The organism is Hydrogenibacillus schlegelii, assembly GCF_001653195.1.
GTDB classification, from domain to species: domain Bacteria; phylum Bacillota; class Bacilli; order Thermicanales; family DSM-22653; genus Hydrogenibacillus; species Hydrogenibacillus schlegelii.
This window is the reverse complement of the sequence record NZ_JXBB01000008.1, coordinates 17,585-33,742: the sequence shown is the minus strand read 5'-3', so window position 1 is coordinate 33,742 and position 16,158 is coordinate 17,585. Positions and strand designations below refer to the sequence as shown.

Sequence of the window (16,158 nt, the reverse complement as noted above, 5' to 3'; positions counted from 1 at the left end):
ATTTTTCTATGGACTTTCCGAGCGGATTTGTTATAATATAGCCTGCTCTGTATCCGCCAAACTCGGGAAACGACGGGGAGCCGAAGCGACGATGAATGAACTGGCCCAGTACGTCAAACAGGTCCTGAAGGACGACCCGCTTTTTTTGGAGACGATCGACGACAGCATCGAAAAGCGGGTCGCCTACCACGTCAAGCGCCTTCGAAAAGCGCTCAAGCTCACGCAGGCCGACCTGGCGGAAAAGATGGGGGTCAAACAGCCGTTCGTCGCCCGGATCGAAAGCGGGAAAAACAACATCTCCATCCGCAAGCTGGCGGAACTCGCCCAGGTGCTCGGCGTCGATCCGATGGACCTTGTGCGGCCGATCTACACCCTCGGCCACCCGGATACCGTCGTCCGGCTGATCGTCAACCGCCGCTTTCGCATCATGGCCGTCAACCCCGGCGGCGTCCGCTACTTCGGCCGGCCGCAGCTCGAGCTCGTCCACACCCTTCTTTCCCACGAATCGCCGTTTCGCCGGGCGGCGGAACAGGTGTTTCAAACCGGGGAGCCGGCGGTGGCGACGCCCGTCGAAGGGATGACGATCGAGGCCCGTCCGATTCGAAACGGCCGCGGCCAGGTGATCGGTGCGGAATTGACTTACGTCCGGTGAGCGAACAGCGGCGAGGGACAGGCCCTCCGGCGTGCGGGGACCGAAGCGGATCGCGCCGTCCGGTGAGCGGGAAGCGGTGAGGGGCGCGCCCCCCGTGCGCGGCGTTCCCCAAGGGCGTCCGACTTTGTCACGTCGGTGACAAAAGCGGCCGTTTTTCGATGCCCGGCGACGAAAGCGGTTGTGATATAATAACCGCAGATTGGAATCGGACTCATCGGCGAATCGTTTTTCCTCCGCCGCCGGCGCGAACCGGGCGGAAAAGGAGGGATGGGGGATGCATCTTCTTGCCGTCGGTCTCAACCACCGGACGGCGCCGGTCGAAATCCGGGAGCGCTGCACGTTCCAGCCGGAACAGCTTCCGGAGGTGTACCGGACGCTTCTTACGCACCGGAGCCTCGTCGAAGCGGTGATCGTCGCCACGTGCAATCGCACGGAGCTTTACCTCGTCACCGACCGAAGGACGATGAAAGCGGCCGAGGAGGAAGCGCTTTCGTTTATGGTGCGCCGGTTTCGCCTCCCGGCCGATGGCCTTCGGCCGCATCTGGTCGTGCTCCGAGATCGGGAGGCGGTGCGGCACCTCTTTCGCGTCGCCGCCGGCCTCGATTCGATGGTCCTCGGCGAGACGGAAATCCTCGGCCAGGTCCGGGAAGCGTGGGAGACGGCGCGGGCGCATCGGGCGACGGGGAAGCTTTTGAACGTCCTCTTCCAGCGGGCGATCGCCTTTGCCAAACGCGCCCATACGACGTGGCGGGTGAACGACCGTCCCCTTTCGGTGCCGTACGTGGCGATCGGTCTCGCCCGGACGTTTTTCGGCGATCTCGCGTCCAAGCGGGTGCTCGTCGTCGGCGCCGGAGAAACGGGCCGGCTTCTTTTGCGGCATTTTGCCGATCAGGGCGTGCGGGCGCTTTTCATCGCCAACCGGACCCCGGAGCGGGCGGAGGAACTGGCCCGGCGGTTTGGCGCCAAGGCGGTGCCGTTTGCGCGGCGGGTAGAGATCGCCCGGGAAGCGGACGTCGTGGCGACGGCGACGTCGGCGCCGGAGCCCATTTTTACCCGACCGGCGCTGGAGGCGGCGCTCGGACGCCGGGAGCGGCCGCTTCTTTTTCTCGATCTCGCCGTTCCCCGGGACGTCGACCCGGCGCTCCACGGCCTCGGTCAGGTGTTCGTCTACGACATCGATGATCTTCAGGGCATCGTCGAGGAAAATCTCGCCGAGCGGCGGCGGATCGCCGCCGCGATCGAGCGGACGATCGACGGTGAGGTGGCGGCGTATGAGCGGTGGCTGGAGACGCTCGATGCGGTGCCGGTGATCGCCGCCCTGCAGGCGAAAGGGATGGCCCTTCAGGCGGAGACGATGGAGAGCCTCCTCCGGAAGCTCCCGCCGCTCGATGAGCGGAGCCGGCGGCTTCTGGAGAAGCATACGAAAAACCTCGTCAACCGCCTGCTTCAAGACGCCGTTCTCTACCTGAAGGAGACCGCCGGAACGCGGGAGGGCCGGGCGGCGCAGGCGGCCATCGTCCAGAGCTTTCGCCTGGAACCGTATCTGGCCGTTCGCTCCGGCTCTGAGGAGGAGACGGGAGAGCGCCCGGCGCCGGAGGCGCCGCGCCGCGATCCCCGCGTAGGCGGCGTCCGCCTCGTCCGGCGGAGCGAGCCGGCGACGACCTGACGGAGGCGGCCGCCGTGCTCGTGGGGCGCTGGCTGCTTGATCTCGCGATCGCCGTCTACGGCCTGGCGGTGAGCGTCATGTTTATCGAGGTCGTCCGGCCGACGCCGGCGGCCGGACGAACGGCCTTCGTCTTTTTGAACGGCGCGTTTCTCTTGCTCACGGCGGGGATCACCGTCGAACTCATCGGCTACAGCTCCCTGGCCGCCTTTGTCGCCGAGCGGACGCGGCTCCTTTACGCGTGGCTGCTTCTTGCCGCCTCGCTTCTTTTGAGCGCCGTGGTGCGGGCGGATCTTTTTTTGCTTTTGACGAACGCGGTCGGCCTAGCGGTCGTCACGCTCCACCTCTTTCCGCCGGGGGCGCCGGCGTCGGGGCCTTCGGGCCGGGAGGAGCTTCTCGTGCTCCATATCGTCGGGGCCCTCGTCGCGTACGTCCTGTTCGTCCTGGCGGGCGTCTTTTCCGTGCTGTACCTCCTCCTCGACGGATGGCTCGCCGCCAAGCGGGTTCGGGGCCGGGCCTTTCGCATGCCGCCCCTCGAACAGCTCGCCCGCTACGCCGGGACGGCGGCGCTCGTGGGGGTGCCGGTGTTTGCGGTCTCCCTCTTTCTCGGCGGGGTCTGGGCCTTCGGAGAGGCCGGCTTCGGCGCTCTCCGGGATCCAAAGGTCGGGTTTTCCGGAGCGGTCCTTCTGGCCTACGGCTTTTTCGTCTACGTCCGGACGTTCGCCCGCTGGCCGTGGCGGCGGGCGATGTGGGTCGGCGCCGGTGCGTTTTTTCTGCTCTGGCTGAATTTCTGGACGACCCATTCTTTGGCCCTGGCCGCCTGGCCGGGCTGACGGCTTCGGGCCCCGCCGGCGGCGGGGCCTTTTTCCGTCCGGCGCCGGCCGGGCCGGGCTCGCCAAAGGCCGCCGCTTGCGTTAAGATTAGAGAGGGGAAACAAAAAGGAGGCAGCCGATGCCGGAACTTGTTTTGGCGTCACGAAAAAGTCCCCTCGCCCTGGCCCAGAGCGAAGGGGTGCGCGCGCTCCTCGAGTCCCGTTACCCGGCGCTCCGGGTGCGGATCGCCCCCTACGTCACGGAGGGCGATCGCCGGCTCGAAGCGACGCTGGCGAAGATCGGCGGGAAGGGGCTTTTTGTCAAAGAGCTCGAGCGGGCGATGCTGAGCGGGGAGGCGGATTTTGCCGTCCACAGCCTGAAAGACGTTCCGGCGATGCTGCCGGAAGGGCTGGCCCTCGTCGCGATCCTTGCGCGGGGCCCGGTGGAGGACGTCCTCATCACCCGCGACGGCCGGGAATTGAACGCGCTTCCGCCCGGCGCCGTCGTCGGCACGTCGAGCCTCCGGCGCACCGTCCTCCTTCGGCGCCTCCGGCCGGACCTGGACGTCCGGCCGCTCCGGGGGAATGTCGATACCCGCCTCCGGCGCCTCATGGCAGGGGACTTTGACGCGATCGTGCTGGCCCGGGCCGGCGTCGAGCGCCTCGGGCTGGACGTCCGGTCGGTCCCGCTCGACCCGACGGCGTTCATCCCGGCGGTCGGACAGGGGGCGCTGGCGATCGAGGCGCGGCGGGGAGATGGGGCCGTCCTTCGGTGGCTCGAGCCCTTCGACGACGCGCCGACGCGGCGAGCGGTCGAGGCGGAGCGGGCGTTTTTGGCCCGCCTCGGAGGGAGCTGCCAGGTTCCCCTCGGAGCGTACGGGACGGTGGAGGCCGACGGAACGGTGACGCTTCGAGGTTTTATCGCGGAACCCGACGGCTCCGGTTTCTGGTCGGGCGTTCTCCGGGGACCATCGCCGGACGTCGGAACGGCGCTTGCGGAGCGGCTGATCGCCGAGGGCGCCGGAAAGACGGTCGCCCGCTTTGCGGCCGGAGAGGACGATGATGGATCGACGGAGGGTCAGAAGGCATGAGGCGGTTTTCCTTTTTTGCCGCCGCCGGCGATTCCGGAGCGTCGGGGCGCGGGGACGGGCCGGCGCCGGCCGGTGATCCGACGAGACGGGAGACTGGGTTCGCCGGGTCCGCCCCGGGCGGGCCGGCGGCGGTGGATGGCGAAGCGGTCGTCGGCGATCGGCCGCTTGCGGGGCGCGTCGTCGTCGTCACCCGCGCCAAGCATCAGGGAGAACACCTCGTCGGGCGACTTCAGGCCCTCGGCGCCCGGGCGTACCACGTCCCGCTCATCTGCGTCTCGCCGCTTCCTCTGACGGACGATCTGGCGGCGGCGCTGAAGGCGGCGCGAACCGCGGACTGGCTCATCTTCACGAGTCAAAACGGCGTCGATGCATTCTTTGCCCGCTACCGGGAGGCGGCCCTTCCGCCCCTTTCTCCGGCGCGGCCGAGGCGGGTCGCCGTCGGCCCGAAGACGGCGGAGCGCCTGGCCGCCTTCGGGCTTCCGGCGGACGTCGTTGCCGAAGAGTACACCGCCGAGGGCGTCGTCGAGGCGCTCGCCGGCCGGGTTGCCCCCGGCGAACAGGCGGTGATCGTCCGGGGAACGCTGAGCCGGGACGTCGTGGCGCCGGCGCTTCGGGAGTACGGCCTTGAGGTCACCTCGGCGGTCGTCTATGACAACGTCCGGGACGAGGCGGGCGTGCGACGGCTCCAGGCGCTCCTCCAGGAGGCCGTCGTCGACGTCGTCACGCTGACGAGCCCGTCGATTGCCGAGGCGGTCGCCGAGGCGGTGGCGGCCGCCGGGCGTGGGCCGCGCTGGTACGCGAGCATCGGTCCGGTGACGACCGGCCGGGCCCGCGCCCTCGGCCTCGCGCCGGTCATCGAGGCCCGGCCCTTCACCGAAGAAGGGCTCGTCGCCGCCCTCGTCGAGGCGGTCCGTTCCGGCGAGGCGCCGGGGCAGCCTCTGCCTTAAGCGGCGCCTTTGGGTCGAGCCCGTCAGGAAGGAGCGATCGACGTGCGGGATTTTATCCGCCACCGCCGCCTCCGGCGGTCGTCCAACCTGCGACGGATGGTACGGGAGACGCATCTTCGGGTCGACGATCTCATTTATCCGCTGTTCGTCACCGAGGGGAGCGGCATCCGGCGAGAAGTGCCGTCGATGCCGGGGGTCTACCAGCTTTCCCTGGACCGGCTGAACGAGGAGGTCGAGGACGTCCTCGCCCTCGGCATCCCGGCGGTCATCCTCTTCGGCATTCCCGACCACAAAGACGAGGTCGGAAGCGGCGCCTACGAGGAGGCGGGGATCGTCCAGCGGGCGCTCCGCCAGCTGAAAAAGGCGTATCCGGAGCTCGTCCTCATCGCCGACAACTGCCTGTGCGAATACACGAGCCACGGCCACTGCGGCCTCGTCCGGGACGGGGAGATCTTAAACGACGAGACGCTGGAGCTCCTCGTCCGGACGGCGGTGACGCAGGCGGAAGCCGGTGCCGACGTCATCGCCCCGTCGAACATGATGGACGGGTTCGTCGCCGCGATCCGGGACGGGCTCGATACGGCCGGATTCAAGCATACGCCGATCATGGCCTACTCGGTAAAGTACGCTTCCGCTTTTTACGGGCCTTTCCGGGAGGCGGCCCATTCGGCGCCGGCGTTCGGCGACCGGCGGACGTACCAGATGGATCCGGCCAACGTCCGGGAGGCGCTTCGGGAAGCCCGAAGCGACGTCGAAGAAGGCGCCGATTTTCTCATGGTGAAGCCGGCGATGGCCTACCTGGACGTGGTGAAGGCGCTCCGGGAGGCGTTCCCCCACCCCCTCGTCGCCTACAACGTGAGCGGCGAGTACGCGATGATCAAGGCGGCGGCCCGAAACGGCTGGCTCGACGAACGGGCGGTCGTGCTGGAGCTTTTGACCGGCGTCAAGCGGGCCGGCGCCGACCTCATCATCACCTACCACGCCAAAGACGTTGCCCGCTGGCTGCGGGAGGAAGATCGCGGGTGACTTTCTCCCTCCCCCTGAAGGGGAAGGGCTTCCTGGCGGCAGGATGTCCCGCCGGGTTACACCGAAGGCTTCACGCCTCCGGAGGGGACCGTCACCGAAGTCCCGACTACGTCAGGTACCGGGCCTCAGGCCCCGGCCCTTGACGATACGCGTACGTACCGGTTGTAGCGCTTATCCCAGCGCCAGTGCCGGATCGTGTGGAAAGACACCGGACCGGGTACGCCGACGACGTTTTCGGCAAGCCGGAACTTGAGCAGGTTGCCGGCGCCGTTCAGATCCGCCTGCAAAGAGAAGCCGCACCGCCTGCACTTCCAGTGCCCGCGATGTCTTCTCGACGACGGGTCTCGCCGGCCGCAGGCGTAACAGGTCGATGACGTGTACTTTTCGGGAAGAAAGATCGTCCGAATCCCGCGCATGAGGTTTTTGTACCCCTGCTGGGAGCCGAGGCGATCGTAGGCCATCTGGTGGATCTTCTGACTGGCCTTCTTCCCCTTCATCCCGGTTCCGGCGGAGCGGCGAAGGCCGGTCAGATCGCCGAGGACAGCGGTGGCGATGCCTTCTTTGAGGTCGAGTTCGGCCAGCGCCTTCGTCAGAGCATGCTCCATGGGCCGGATCCGGCGATCGAGCTTCTCCAGGATCCGGCCTTTGGCCGCCTGAAGCCGGCGCCAGCGCCGCGACCCTTCCCTGAGGCGGCTCAGCTTCGCCTGAAATTCCGCCAGCCCCTTGTTGCGGTCCTGGATCTGGGCCAGGAGTTCGCGGCCGACGAAAAGATCCAGCACACCGGCGGAGGTCGCCCGGGCAAGCATGGCCGCGTTGTAGTCGTACGCCGCGACGGGCCCCGCCTCAGGGCGGACCGGCACGACCCCGAAATCGAAGGTCACGTGGAGGATGAGGTTTTCCACCTTCCGGCGACGGACGATCGCCTTCACCTTGACCTCGACCGGCGTCCCGGTCACGCTTCGTCCATCCGGCAGGACGATGACGTTCCATCCCGCAGGCAGCGGAACCGAAACGGGATCTTTTCCCCGCGATCGCTTCAGCCCAAGGCCGTCCGGTCGGACGTCAAAGCCCTGCTTTTTCCAGGTGACCGTCCGAAGATGCTTCTTTGGCTTGAAATCCGGAGGCCGCATTTCCTCGTGACCGTTTTCCCGGTGCTTCCGGTAGCCGGAGACGGCCTCAAAGTACTCTTCCACCACCGCCTGAGCCGACTGGGAGTGGAGTTCTTTCCAGACCTTGAAGAACTTGAATTTCGCCTTCAGCTCTCCTTCGTTCGGCCACCGGTTTTCCTTTTCCCGGATCTCCCGCGAATGCCAGACGCACGAATTCCAGATCCGGTTGGCCGCCTGCATGATCGGTTCGAACTCCGGCAGGCGGTCGGGTCCGATCGGAAACTGCCGGGTGAGCAGCAGCCGATCGGGACGGGAGGCGGAACTCCAGGCCATGCTTTTCACCTCCTTTAAGGCGAGGATACCGAAATTCGTACAAATGTTCAAGCGCCGCTTTCATCCCGCCCCCTGAAGGAGGCGGGTCTTCCCGCGGCGTTCTATAAAAAAGCCGCCCGGAGGGTCCGGGCGGCTTTTTCGTCGATCATTCGATGTCGATGCGCCGGCCTTTGGGCGGCGTCCGCTTGAGTTTCGGCAGCGTGACGGTGAGCAGGCCGTTTTTGTACGTCGCCCGGATGCCGTCCGGATCGACGTTCTCAAGGGAAAAATGCCGCTCCAGCCGGCCCCGGTACCGCTCCCGGCGGACGTACGCCTCCCGCTCCTCGTCGACGCCGCCGGCCTCTTCGACGGTGATGCTTAAGACGCCGTCGTCGTAGTGGATCTGGATGTGGTCTTTGTCGACGCCGGGAAGCTCGGCTTCGACGATGTAGGCGTCTTCCGTCTCCCGAATGTCCGTACGGAAACGGCCGGTTCCCGCGAAGACGGCCAGCGGTTCGGCGAAGAAGCGTTCCATGATCGCCTCGACGTCGTCCCACACCGGCCAGTTGGATCGGCGCCGGCGATCGGGCCACCAACGGCTCATCCTACCCCCTCCTCCCTTCGCTCGGCCTCAAGTCGGGGTGCCCCGGCTGCCGGGCGGGCGAGCAGCATCCGGCCCGCCGATCGGGGCCTGCCGGCCTTCTCGGGCTTCCGGGCGGGCCGAAGGCTCCCGGCCCGTCTCCGGAGCGTCGCCCCGGCCCCGCGTCCAAAAAGCGGCAGAAAAAGGGTTCCCTTCTCCATTATCCGCTATGCATGGGGCCGGTCAAGGGGGGCGCCCGGAAAAACTTTGCAAGAAAATCCGCTTGCGGCGGCGCCGCAGGGCTGCTATGATTGATCCAAGATTTTTTGTTTTAGAGCGCCACCGCTTTGCGGCGGTCCCGCTTTGCCGCGTCGACCCTTTTCCGCAGAAAAGGGGCGGTGAAATCGCGAATGCGGCACCGCAAAAGCGGGGCAGCGGAGAAGGAAAGGTTAAAAAAATCCAGCACGAACCGGGTATCGGCGCCCGGGAGAGCGGGGGAGGACCGTACGCATGCGGCGCAGGGGATGGTCGGGTTGGCACAAGGCGCTCGGGGCGTTCGCCGCACTCACGCTCGTCCTCGTCGCCGTCTCCGCCTGCGGCACCGGGGCGGGCGGCAAGACCTCAGAGAGCGGGGCGAACGGTCAGGCCTCGGGCGGCACGACGGCCGGGGAGAACGGAGAACCCAGCGGCGCGTCGGCCGGGACGGAGTTGAAGCGGATCGGCATTACCCAGATCCGCTCGCATCCCGCCCTCGACAATGCCCGCCAGGGCTTTATCGATGCGCTCAGGGACGGCGGCTACGTCGAAGGCGAGACCGTCAAGTACGACATTCAGAACGCCGAAGGATCCCAGGATACGGCGAAGCAGATCGCGGACAAGTTCGTCGCCGATCGGGTCGACCTCATCCTCGCCATCGCGACGCCGACGGCCCAGGCGGTCGCCGAGGCGACGAAGGACATCCCGATCGTCATCACCGCCGTCACCGACCCGGTCGGCGCCGGCCTGGTGGAGTCGCTCGAGCGGCCCGGCCGGAACGTCACCGGAACGACGGACATGAATCCGGTGAAGGAACAGCTCGAGCTCGCCAAGCGGCTGGCCAAAGGCAACCGCATCGGCGTCCTCTACAACAGCGGCGAGTCGAACTCCCTCGTGCAGGTCGAAATGGCGAAGGAGGCGGCCGCGTCCCTCGGCCTTGAGCTCGTGCCGAAGGCGGTGACGAACACGTCCGAGGTGAAGCAGGCGGCGGAATCGCTCGTCGGCAAGGTCGATGCCCTCTACATCCCGACGGACAACACCGTCGTCTCCGCCATCCGGGCGGTCGTCGACGTCGCCGAGTCGGCCAAGCTTCCCCTGATCGCCGCCGAAGGCGATTCGGTGAAGGAAGGGGCGCTCATCACCTACGGCATCGACTACTACAAGCTCGGCTATCAGACCGGCGAGATGGCGATCAAGATCTTAAAGGGCGAGGCGAAGCCCGAGTCGATGCCGATCGAACGGCAGAAGGAGCTCAAACTCTACGTCAACAAGACGGAAGCGGACAAAATCGGCCTTGAGATCCCCCGGGATCTCCTCGAACGGGCGGACGTGACGTATTGATGGGCGCCGCCGGGCGTCCGGCGGGCCGGTGTGCCGGGAGCCGGCCCGCTCTTTTTCTTTGCCCGAATGAACCGGTGAGGCGCCTTTCGATCGCGCCCTTTTTCGCGGACGGGCCTCTGTCTCATGACGAAGAAAACGGGGTGTCCGACTTACCATGGCCCTCTGGATCGGTTCGCTGGAACAAGGACTTCTGTTCGGCATCATGGCCATCGGCGTCTATCTCACCTTTCGGGTGCTGAGCTTCCCCGACCTCACCGTCGACGGGAGTTTCGCCCTGGGCGGGGCGGTGGCGGCGAGCCTCGTCGTCGCCGGGGTCAGCGGTTGGGCGGCGGCGGCCGTCGCGGCTTTGGCCGGCGCCGGGGCGGGGCTCATCACCGGGCTTCTCCACACCAAGGGAAAGATCAATGGGCTTCTGTCCGGGATCCTCACGATGATCGCCCTTTATTCCGTCAACCTCCGGGTGATGGGCCGGGCGAACGTGTCGCTCCTCAACGAGAAGACCATCAAGACCGAGCTCGAGGCATGGGCCCAGGCCGCCGGCGTCGACCGGCACGTCGTATTCGGGGTGATGTTTTTCCTGCTTCTCTTCGCGGTGAAACTCGCCGTCGACTGGTTTTTGCGGACCGATCTCGGGACCGCCGTCCGGGCGACGGGCGACAATCCGGCCATGATCCGGAGCTTCGGCGTCGACACCGACGGGACGATCCTGCTCGGCCTCATCCTCTCGAACGCCCTCGTCGGCCTCTCCGGCGGTCTCATCGCCCAGTACCAGGGTTACGCCGATGTGCAGATGGGGATCGGGATGATCATCGTCGGGCTGGCCTCGGTCATCATCGGCGAAGTCCTCATCGGCGCGCAGACGATCTTCCGGGCGACGCTCGCGGCGGCGGCCGGCGCCGTCGCCTACCGGTTCGTCATCGCCGCCGCCCTTCGGCTGAACGTCGACCCGAACGATCTCAAGCTCCTCACGGCGCTCATCGTGGTCGTCGCCCTCGTCGTCCCGCCGATTTTGGAAAAACGCCGCCTTCAGCGGCGTCTGGACGCGGAAGACGCCGATGCCGTCTTCGGCGATGACCGCCGTCAGGCGGCGGCCGACCGCGCCGGCGCCGGAGCAGGGCCCAAGGCGGAAGGCCGGGTGCGGCCCGCGGAAAAAGGAGGGGAGGGAGGATGACCGGCGGGCTTTGGCTCGAGCGGGTGTCGAAGACGTTCCATCCCGGGACGTCGAACGCCCGGCGGGCGCTCAAGGACGTGACCCTGTCGATCGCCCCGGGGGAGTTCGTCATCCTCATCGGCTCGAACGGCGCCGGCAAATCGACGCTCATGAACGCCATCGCCGGCCGCATCCCGGTCGACCGCGGCCGGATCGTCCTGGACGGCGTCGACATCACCCGCTGGCCGGAACATCGCCGGGCGGCCCTCATCGGCCGGGTTTTTCAAGATCCGATGATGGGGACGGCGCCGTCCTTGTCCATTGCAGAAAATATGGCCCTCGCCTATCGCCGGGGGCGCCGGCGGGTGCTCCGGTCGTTCATCGGGGCCAAAGAGCGGGCCCTCTACCGGGAGGCGCTCGCGACGCTGGAGCTCGGCCTCGAGGCGCGGCTCGAGACGAAGGTCGGGACGCTTTCCGGCGGGGAACGGCAGGCCCTTTCGCTCCTCATGGCGACGTTCGTCGAGCCGAAGCTCCTCCTTTTGGACGAGCATACGGCGGCCCTCGACCCGAAGCGGGCGGAGCTCGTCCTTCGGCTCACGGAGAAGATCGTTCGGGAGAAGCGCCTCACCACCCTCATGATCACCCACAACATGGCCCACGCGCTCCGAATGGGCGACCGGCTCCTCATGATGCACGCCGGGGAGATCGTCCTCGATCTTTCGGCGGAGGAAAAGGCGCAGATGGAGATCGACGACCTTCTCCGGGCCTTCGAACGGGTTCGGGGGGAAACGTTCGTCGACGACCGCCTCGTCTTCAGCCAGCTGGAGGGAAAAGACCATGCACCCTAACGTCATTGCGGCCTTCTCCGCGAATGCCGTGTCGCTCACCCTCGCGCTTTTCGTTTTGGCGTGGCTCAGATCCCGGCGCGTTTCCTTAGGCGTTGGATTCACCCGGGTTCTGGAGTCAATTTCCGTCTGCCGTCCGAATTTTAAAGCGCGAGATCCCGACGTCGGGGCCAGTCCTGCTTGATTGAGGGCCGTTGAAGCCGATCGATCGATGCATGGCGAAGTTGAAAATCCCCGAAAACGTCGCCGGCTTTGTCGCCTCATTGGGGACGGCCATGAATTAGAACGGCTGTGGAGGCGTTTGGCCGGCCGTCGTCGCCGTCTTTGCTGTGGATATGGGACGAACGCCGATCGACCGGATCATCGCTTTGTTTCTCGCTCGACGGGAAGGCCCATTCGATGAGAAAGCGTGTTATGAACCCGACGATGAGGCGTTGACGTCGACGATGAGCGCCGGTTCGTGAAGCGGACCGACCGGTTCGTGAAGCAGACTGAATAAGATGGTCGGTCCCTGGCTTGCAAGCGATTCATGGCTCCGGCATAATGGATGAAGGGTCAGACAACGGGCGGCGAACGTGGCCCAGAAAGGAGCCGAGGCGTTGAACACGTTGCGCGACGGCCGTTCTCGGGCGCTCTATGAAAAGGCGGTCGGCCTTCTTCCCGGCGGCGTCAACAGCCCGGTTCGGGCCTTCCGCGCCGTCGGTCGGCCGCCGCTTTTTATCGTCCGAGGGGAAGGGCCGTATCTTTTCGACGAAGACGGCAACCGCTTCATCGATTACGTCCTGTCGTGGGGGCCCCTGATCCTCGGCCACGCCGACCCGGACGTCGTCCGGGCGGTGACGGAGGCCGCCCGCCGGGGGACGAGCTTCGGCGCCCCGACGGAAGTCGAGCTCGCAATGGCCGAGGAGGTCATCCGCCGCATGCCGGCGGTGGAGATGGTCCGGATGGTGAACTCCGGCACCGAGGCGACGATGAGCGCCCTCCGGCTCGCCCGGGCGGTGACCGGCCGCTCGCGGGTGGTGAAGTTCATCGGGTGTTATCACGGCCACGGCGACAGCTTCCTCGTCAAGGCCGGATCCGGCGTGGCGACGCTCGGGCTGCCGGATTCCCCCGGCGTCCCGGGGGCGCTGGCGGAGCTTACGCTCACGGCGCCGTACAACGATCTGGAGGCGGTTCGGGCGCTTTTCGACGCTTACGGCGATGACATCGCGGCGGTCATCGTCGAGCCGGTCGCCGGGAACATGGGTGTCGTCCCGCCGGCGCCGGGCTTTCTCGAGGGACTCCGGGCGCTTACGCGCGCGGCCGGGGCGCTCCTCATCTTCGACGAGGTGATGACCGGCTTTCGAGTGCATTTCCATTCGGCTCAGGGGCTGTACGGCGTCATGCCAGACCTCGTGACGATGGGGAAGGTCATCGGCGGCGGGCTTCCGGTCGGCGCCTACGGCGGCCGTCGGGCGATCCTGGAGCAGGTCGCGCCGAGCGGGCCAGTCTACCAGGCGGGCACGCTTTCGGGAAATCCCCTCGCGATGCACGCGGGACTCGCGACGCTCCGGAAACTCGACGCGGCGGCGTACGAGCGGCTCGAAGCCCTCTCCCGACGGCTCGCCGACGGCCTGGCGGAGGCCGCCCGAGCCGAGGGGGTGCCGCTTACGTTAAACCGAGTGGGATCGATGCTGACCCCGTTTTTCGCTGACGGACCGGTGACCGACTTCGCTTCCGCCAAGCGGCAGAACGAGGCGGCCTTCCGGGCCTTTTATCACGCCCTCCTCGCGGAAGGCGTCTACGCGCCCCCTTCGGCGTACGAGGCGTGGTTCGTGTCGCTCGCCCATACGGAAGCGGAGATCGACCGGACGATCGAGGCGGCGGCGCGGGCGTTCCGGGCGGCGCGGGCGGCCCTAGGCGGCTGAAGCGGCGCGGGGAGCTTGTTTCTGCCGCCGTGCCGTGGCCGGCGGGCAAACGGGGAAGCGGGGCACGGGCCCGGGGGGAAACGGCGGGTCGACGGCTCCGGTGCGACCGGCGGCCGAAAGGCGCCGCGGTCGGCCGGCAAAGGCGAGAAAGGGGCGGGTACAGGCGATGGAGGTCGTAAAGATCACCCCGCGGGGGTACTGTTACGGCGTCGTCGATGCGATGGTCCTTGCCCGGCGGGCGGCGGAAGATCCGTCGCTTCCAAGGCCGATCCACATCCTCGGCATGCTCGTCCACAACCGGCACGTCGTCGAGGCGTTTCGCGCCCTCGGCGTTCTGACCGTCGACGCGCCGGACCGGCTCGAGGCGCTGGAGGCGATCGACCGCGGGACGGTCATCTTCACCGCCCACGGCGTCTCTCCGGAAGTCCGGCGCCGGGCGGCGGAAAAGGGCCTCGTCGTCCTCGACGCCACCTGCCCCGACGTGATGAAGACCCACGCGCTCATCGCCGAAAAGGTCGCCCGGGGCTACGAGGTCATCTACATCGGCAAAAAAGGCCACCCGGAGCCGGAGGGGGCGATGGGCGTCGCGCCGGGAAAGGTCCACCTCATCGAAACGGAGAAAGACCTGAAGGCCCTCCGGATCACGGCGGGGCGCATCCTCGTCACCAACCAGACGACGATGAGCCGGTGGGACGTCGAAGATCTGATCGCGGCCGTCCTCCGGCGCTATCCGCACGCCGAGGTGGAAAACGAGATCTGTCAGGCGACCGAGCTCCGGCAGGCGGCCGTCGCCACCCAGGCCCGCGGCGCCGATCTTCTCATCGTCGTCGGCGACCCTCGGAGCAACAACACCGCCCGCCTCGTCGAGGTGGGGGAGAAGATCGCGGGGGTGCCGTCCGTCCGGGTCTCGAACGTGCACGAGATCGATCCGGCGTGGCTGATCGGCAAAAAGCGCGTCGCCGTCACCGCCGGCGCCTCGACGCCGACGCCGATTACGAACGCCGTCATCCGCTATCTCGAGGCGTTCGATCCGGACGACCCCAAGACGTGGCGCCATCCGGAACCGCTGCCCCTTCCGGCGATCTTGCCGCAGCCGAGGACATCCCGGAGCACCCGGGTGCTCAACTGAGCAACGAAGTGAACCTGGCCGTGGCGAGAGCGGCCCGACCGAGCGCCTCGACGCCTCATCGCGGCGCGAGCAGGGCTTTCGGGCGCCGGGGAAGGTCTAAACGTCCGCCTTCTGCCGTAAGGTGTACGGGAGATCCCGGTCGGGTGGCAGGAGGTGGACGCGGTGCAGGATGCGGTGCGACGGGTGACGTTTGAGCTTAAGGAGCGGATTCCCCTCGACGTCCCGCTGGAGGACATCGAGGGGATGGAACGCGTCGAGCTCATCCCGGATGTGGAGCTCATCGATGAAGGGAAACACCTGCGCCTTCGGGGACATCTCGCCTTTACCGCCGAGTACCGGGCCGGCGCCGGGGAGGGCGACGTGCGCCCCGACGTCCTGGATGAGGCGGTGACGCCGAAAAAGGCCCGCAAAGGGCACGTCTACTACCGCATCCCGGTCGACATCGCCTTCGGCCGGGAACGGGTCGACGAATCGGGCGTCGAACTGATCATCCAGGACCTGGCGTATGAGCTCCTTTCGCCGAATCGGCTCCTCATCCGGGCGGTGATCGACCTCGAGGGCGTCTCCGCCGAAGGGTACGTTCAGCCGGTCCAGGCGGAGCGGGAGGACGTCTTCGAGGCGACGAGCCACTGGCCGCACCCCGTTTATACGGCCGGGGAAGAGGCGACGCCGGGTCCGTTCGGCTGGATCGAAGAACTGCCCCCTTCGGGGGCGGAGCCTTCGCTCGAAAACGCCGGCGATGCGTCGGAGCCGGAAGCGTTCCCGGAATCCCCGCCGACATCGGAAAGCGAGGCCGCGGTCGCCGAAGCGGATCGCCCGCCGGAAAGCGGGGCCGCGCCGGACGCTTCGCCGGCTCCCGGTCCGGCCGGCGCGCCGTATGGCGATGCGCCGGAGGCGCCGAAAGAGGCGCGTTCGGGCGGAGGGCGCCCGGAGGCGGGCCGTCCCGCCGGCTCCGAGCCGATCCTCGTGCCGGCGTCCGGCGGTCCGGCCGGCCCGCCGGACGCCTTCGGCGCGGTCGGTCGGGGTCCCTGCGTCGAACCGGGCCACGGCGAAGCGCCGGCGGTCGGGCCGGCGGCTTCGACGACGGATGCGGCCGAAGCCGATTCGCCTTCCGGCGCCGATTCGCCGGGGTCCCTGTGGACGCGCCTGTTCGGCGCCAAAGAGGGGGGACGCCGTCCGCTCATCTGGCATTTTGTCCGCGAGCTGGAGACGCTCGAGACGATCGCCGAGCGGTACGGGGTGGCGCCGGAAGCGATCCGGGCCGCCAACCGGGCGGCGAACGATCTCCGACCCGGGATGCGCCTTTTGATCCCCGACGCGCCGGGTCGTCGGCGATAGGG

14 protein-coding genes are annotated in these 16,158 nt (G+C 67.4%); 12 read left to right on the top strand and 2 right to left on the bottom strand.

The window, feature by feature from the left end:
* Positions 1–91 precede the first annotated feature (91 nt).
* The 6 genes from SA87_RS03600 (at position 92) to hemB (ending at position 6,190) form a co-directional block, all read left to right on the top strand.
* Complete coding sequence (locus tag SA87_RS03600; RefSeq protein WP_066199331.1) at positions 92–652, top strand: helix-turn-helix domain-containing protein; 561 nt, start codon at positions 92–94, stop codon at positions 650–652.
* Positions 653–926: 274 nt separating this feature from the next.
* A complete protein-coding gene (gene hemA, locus SA87_RS03595) occupies positions 927–2,318 on the top strand; it encodes a glutamyl-tRNA reductase (protein WP_066199327.1) in 1,392 nt (463 codons plus the stop codon).
* A gap of 14 nt (positions 2,319–2,332) precedes the next feature.
* Positions 2,333–3,148: a cytochrome c biogenesis protein CcsA gene (gene ccsA / locus SA87_RS03590; protein WP_066199322.1), complete on the top strand. Its 816-nt coding sequence runs from the start codon at positions 2,333–2,335 to the stop codon at positions 3,146–3,148.
* A gap of 118 nt (positions 3,149–3,266) precedes the next feature.
* Entirely contained in the window at positions 3,267–4,217 is a 951-nt protein-coding gene (gene hemC / locus SA87_RS03585) for a hydroxymethylbilane synthase (protein WP_066199319.1), read from the top strand.
* The gene (locus tag SA87_RS03580; RefSeq protein WP_066199316.1) at positions 4,214–5,164 is read left to right on the top strand and encodes a uroporphyrinogen-III synthase; all 951 of its coding nucleotides are present in this window, start codon (positions 4,214–4,216) and stop codon (positions 5,162–5,164) included. Before hemC ends, SA87_RS03580 begins: the two co-directional genes overlap by 4 nt.
* Positions 5,165–5,260: 96 nt before the next feature.
* Positions 5,261–6,190: a porphobilinogen synthase gene (gene hemB / locus SA87_RS03575; RefSeq protein ID WP_066199389.1), complete on the top strand. Its 930-nt coding sequence runs from the start codon at positions 5,261–5,263 to the stop codon at positions 6,188–6,190.
* A gap of 125 nt (positions 6,191–6,315) precedes the next feature.
* On the opposite strand, the gene SA87_RS03570 is transcribed toward hemB, so the two are convergent.
* Both SA87_RS03570 and SA87_RS03565 read right to left on the bottom strand, forming a co-directional pair.
* Complete coding sequence (locus SA87_RS03570) at positions 6,316–7,632, bottom strand: RNA-guided endonuclease InsQ/TnpB family protein (RefSeq protein ID WP_066199313.1); 1,317 nt, start codon at positions 7,630–7,632, stop codon at positions 6,316–6,318.
* Positions 7,633–7,777: 145 nt separating this feature from the next.
* A complete protein-coding gene (locus SA87_RS03565) occupies positions 7,778–8,215 on the bottom strand; it encodes an Hsp20/alpha crystallin family protein (RefSeq protein ID WP_066199310.1) in 438 nt (145 codons plus the stop codon).
* A gap of 486 nt (positions 8,216–8,701) precedes the next feature.
* On the opposite strand from SA87_RS03565, the gene SA87_RS03560 reads away from it, so the two are divergent.
* From SA87_RS03560 to SA87_RS03535, 6 genes are all read left to right on the top strand, one after another.
* Entirely contained in the window at positions 8,702–9,787 is a 1,086-nt protein-coding gene (locus SA87_RS03560) for an ABC transporter substrate-binding protein (protein WP_066199306.1), read from the top strand.
* 154 nt (positions 9,788–9,941) lie between these two features.
* Complete coding sequence (locus SA87_RS03555) at positions 9,942–10,958, top strand: ABC transporter permease (RefSeq protein WP_066199304.1); 1,017 nt, start codon at positions 9,942–9,944, stop codon at positions 10,956–10,958.
* Entirely contained in the window at positions 10,955–11,785 is an 831-nt protein-coding gene (locus tag SA87_RS03550; RefSeq protein ID WP_066199301.1) for an ABC transporter ATP-binding protein, read from the top strand. Before SA87_RS03555 ends, SA87_RS03550 begins: the two co-directional genes overlap by 4 nt.
* Before the next feature lie 596 nt (positions 11,786–12,381).
* The gene (gene hemL, locus SA87_RS03545; RefSeq protein ID WP_409359809.1) at positions 12,382–13,689 is read left to right on the top strand and encodes a glutamate-1-semialdehyde 2,1-aminomutase; all 1,308 of its coding nucleotides are present in this window, start codon (positions 12,382–12,384) and stop codon (positions 13,687–13,689) included.
* Positions 13,690–13,855: 166 nt separating this feature from the next.
* Positions 13,856–14,818, top strand: coding sequence for a 4-hydroxy-3-methylbut-2-enyl diphosphate reductase (locus SA87_RS03540; RefSeq protein ID WP_066199298.1), 963 nt, complete (start codon positions 13,856–13,858; stop codon positions 14,816–14,818).
* 153 nt (positions 14,819–14,971) lie between these two features.
* Positions 14,972–16,156: a LysM peptidoglycan-binding domain-containing protein gene (locus SA87_RS03535; RefSeq protein ID WP_156516484.1), complete on the top strand. Its 1,185-nt coding sequence runs from the start codon at positions 14,972–14,974 to the stop codon at positions 16,154–16,156.
* Positions 16,157–16,158: the final 2 nt, after the last annotated feature.

Excerpts from the sequence above, each read along its gene's own strand:
- SA87_RS03560 (WP_066199306.1), top strand. The coding sequence starts at position 8,702 with ATGCGGCGCAGGGGATGGTCGGGTTGGCACAAGGCGCTCGGGGCGTTC.
- hemA (WP_066199327.1), top strand. The coding sequence starts at position 927 with ATGCATCTTCTTGCCGTCGGTCTCAACCACCGGACGGCGCCGGTCGAA.
- SA87_RS03600 (WP_066199331.1), top strand. The coding sequence starts at position 92 with ATGAATGAACTGGCCCAGTACGTCAAACAGGTCCTGAAGGACGACCCG.
- SA87_RS03580 (WP_066199316.1), top strand. The coding sequence starts at position 4,214 with ATGAGGCGGTTTTCCTTTTTTGCCGCCGCCGGCGATTCCGGAGCGTCG.
- SA87_RS03540 (WP_066199298.1), top strand. The coding sequence starts at position 13,856 with ATGGAGGTCGTAAAGATCACCCCGCGGGGGTACTGTTACGGCGTCGTC.
- SA87_RS03555 (WP_066199304.1), top strand. The coding sequence starts at position 9,942 with ATGGCCCTCTGGATCGGTTCGCTGGAACAAGGACTTCTGTTCGGCATC.
- hemB (WP_066199389.1), top strand. The coding sequence starts at position 5,261 with ATGGTACGGGAGACGCATCTTCGGGTCGACGATCTCATTTATCCGCTG.
- hemC (WP_066199319.1), top strand. The coding sequence starts at position 3,267 with ATGCCGGAACTTGTTTTGGCGTCACGAAAAAGTCCCCTCGCCCTGGCC.
- SA87_RS03570 (WP_066199313.1), bottom strand. The coding sequence starts at position 7,632 with ATGGCCTGGAGTTCCGCCTCCCGTCCCGATCGGCTGCTGCTCACCCGG.
- SA87_RS03550 (WP_066199301.1), top strand. The coding sequence starts at position 10,955 with ATGACCGGCGGGCTTTGGCTCGAGCGGGTGTCGAAGACGTTCCATCCC.
- SA87_RS03565 (WP_066199310.1), bottom strand. The coding sequence starts at position 8,215 with ATGAGCCGTTGGTGGCCCGATCGCCGGCGCCGATCCAACTGGCCGGTG.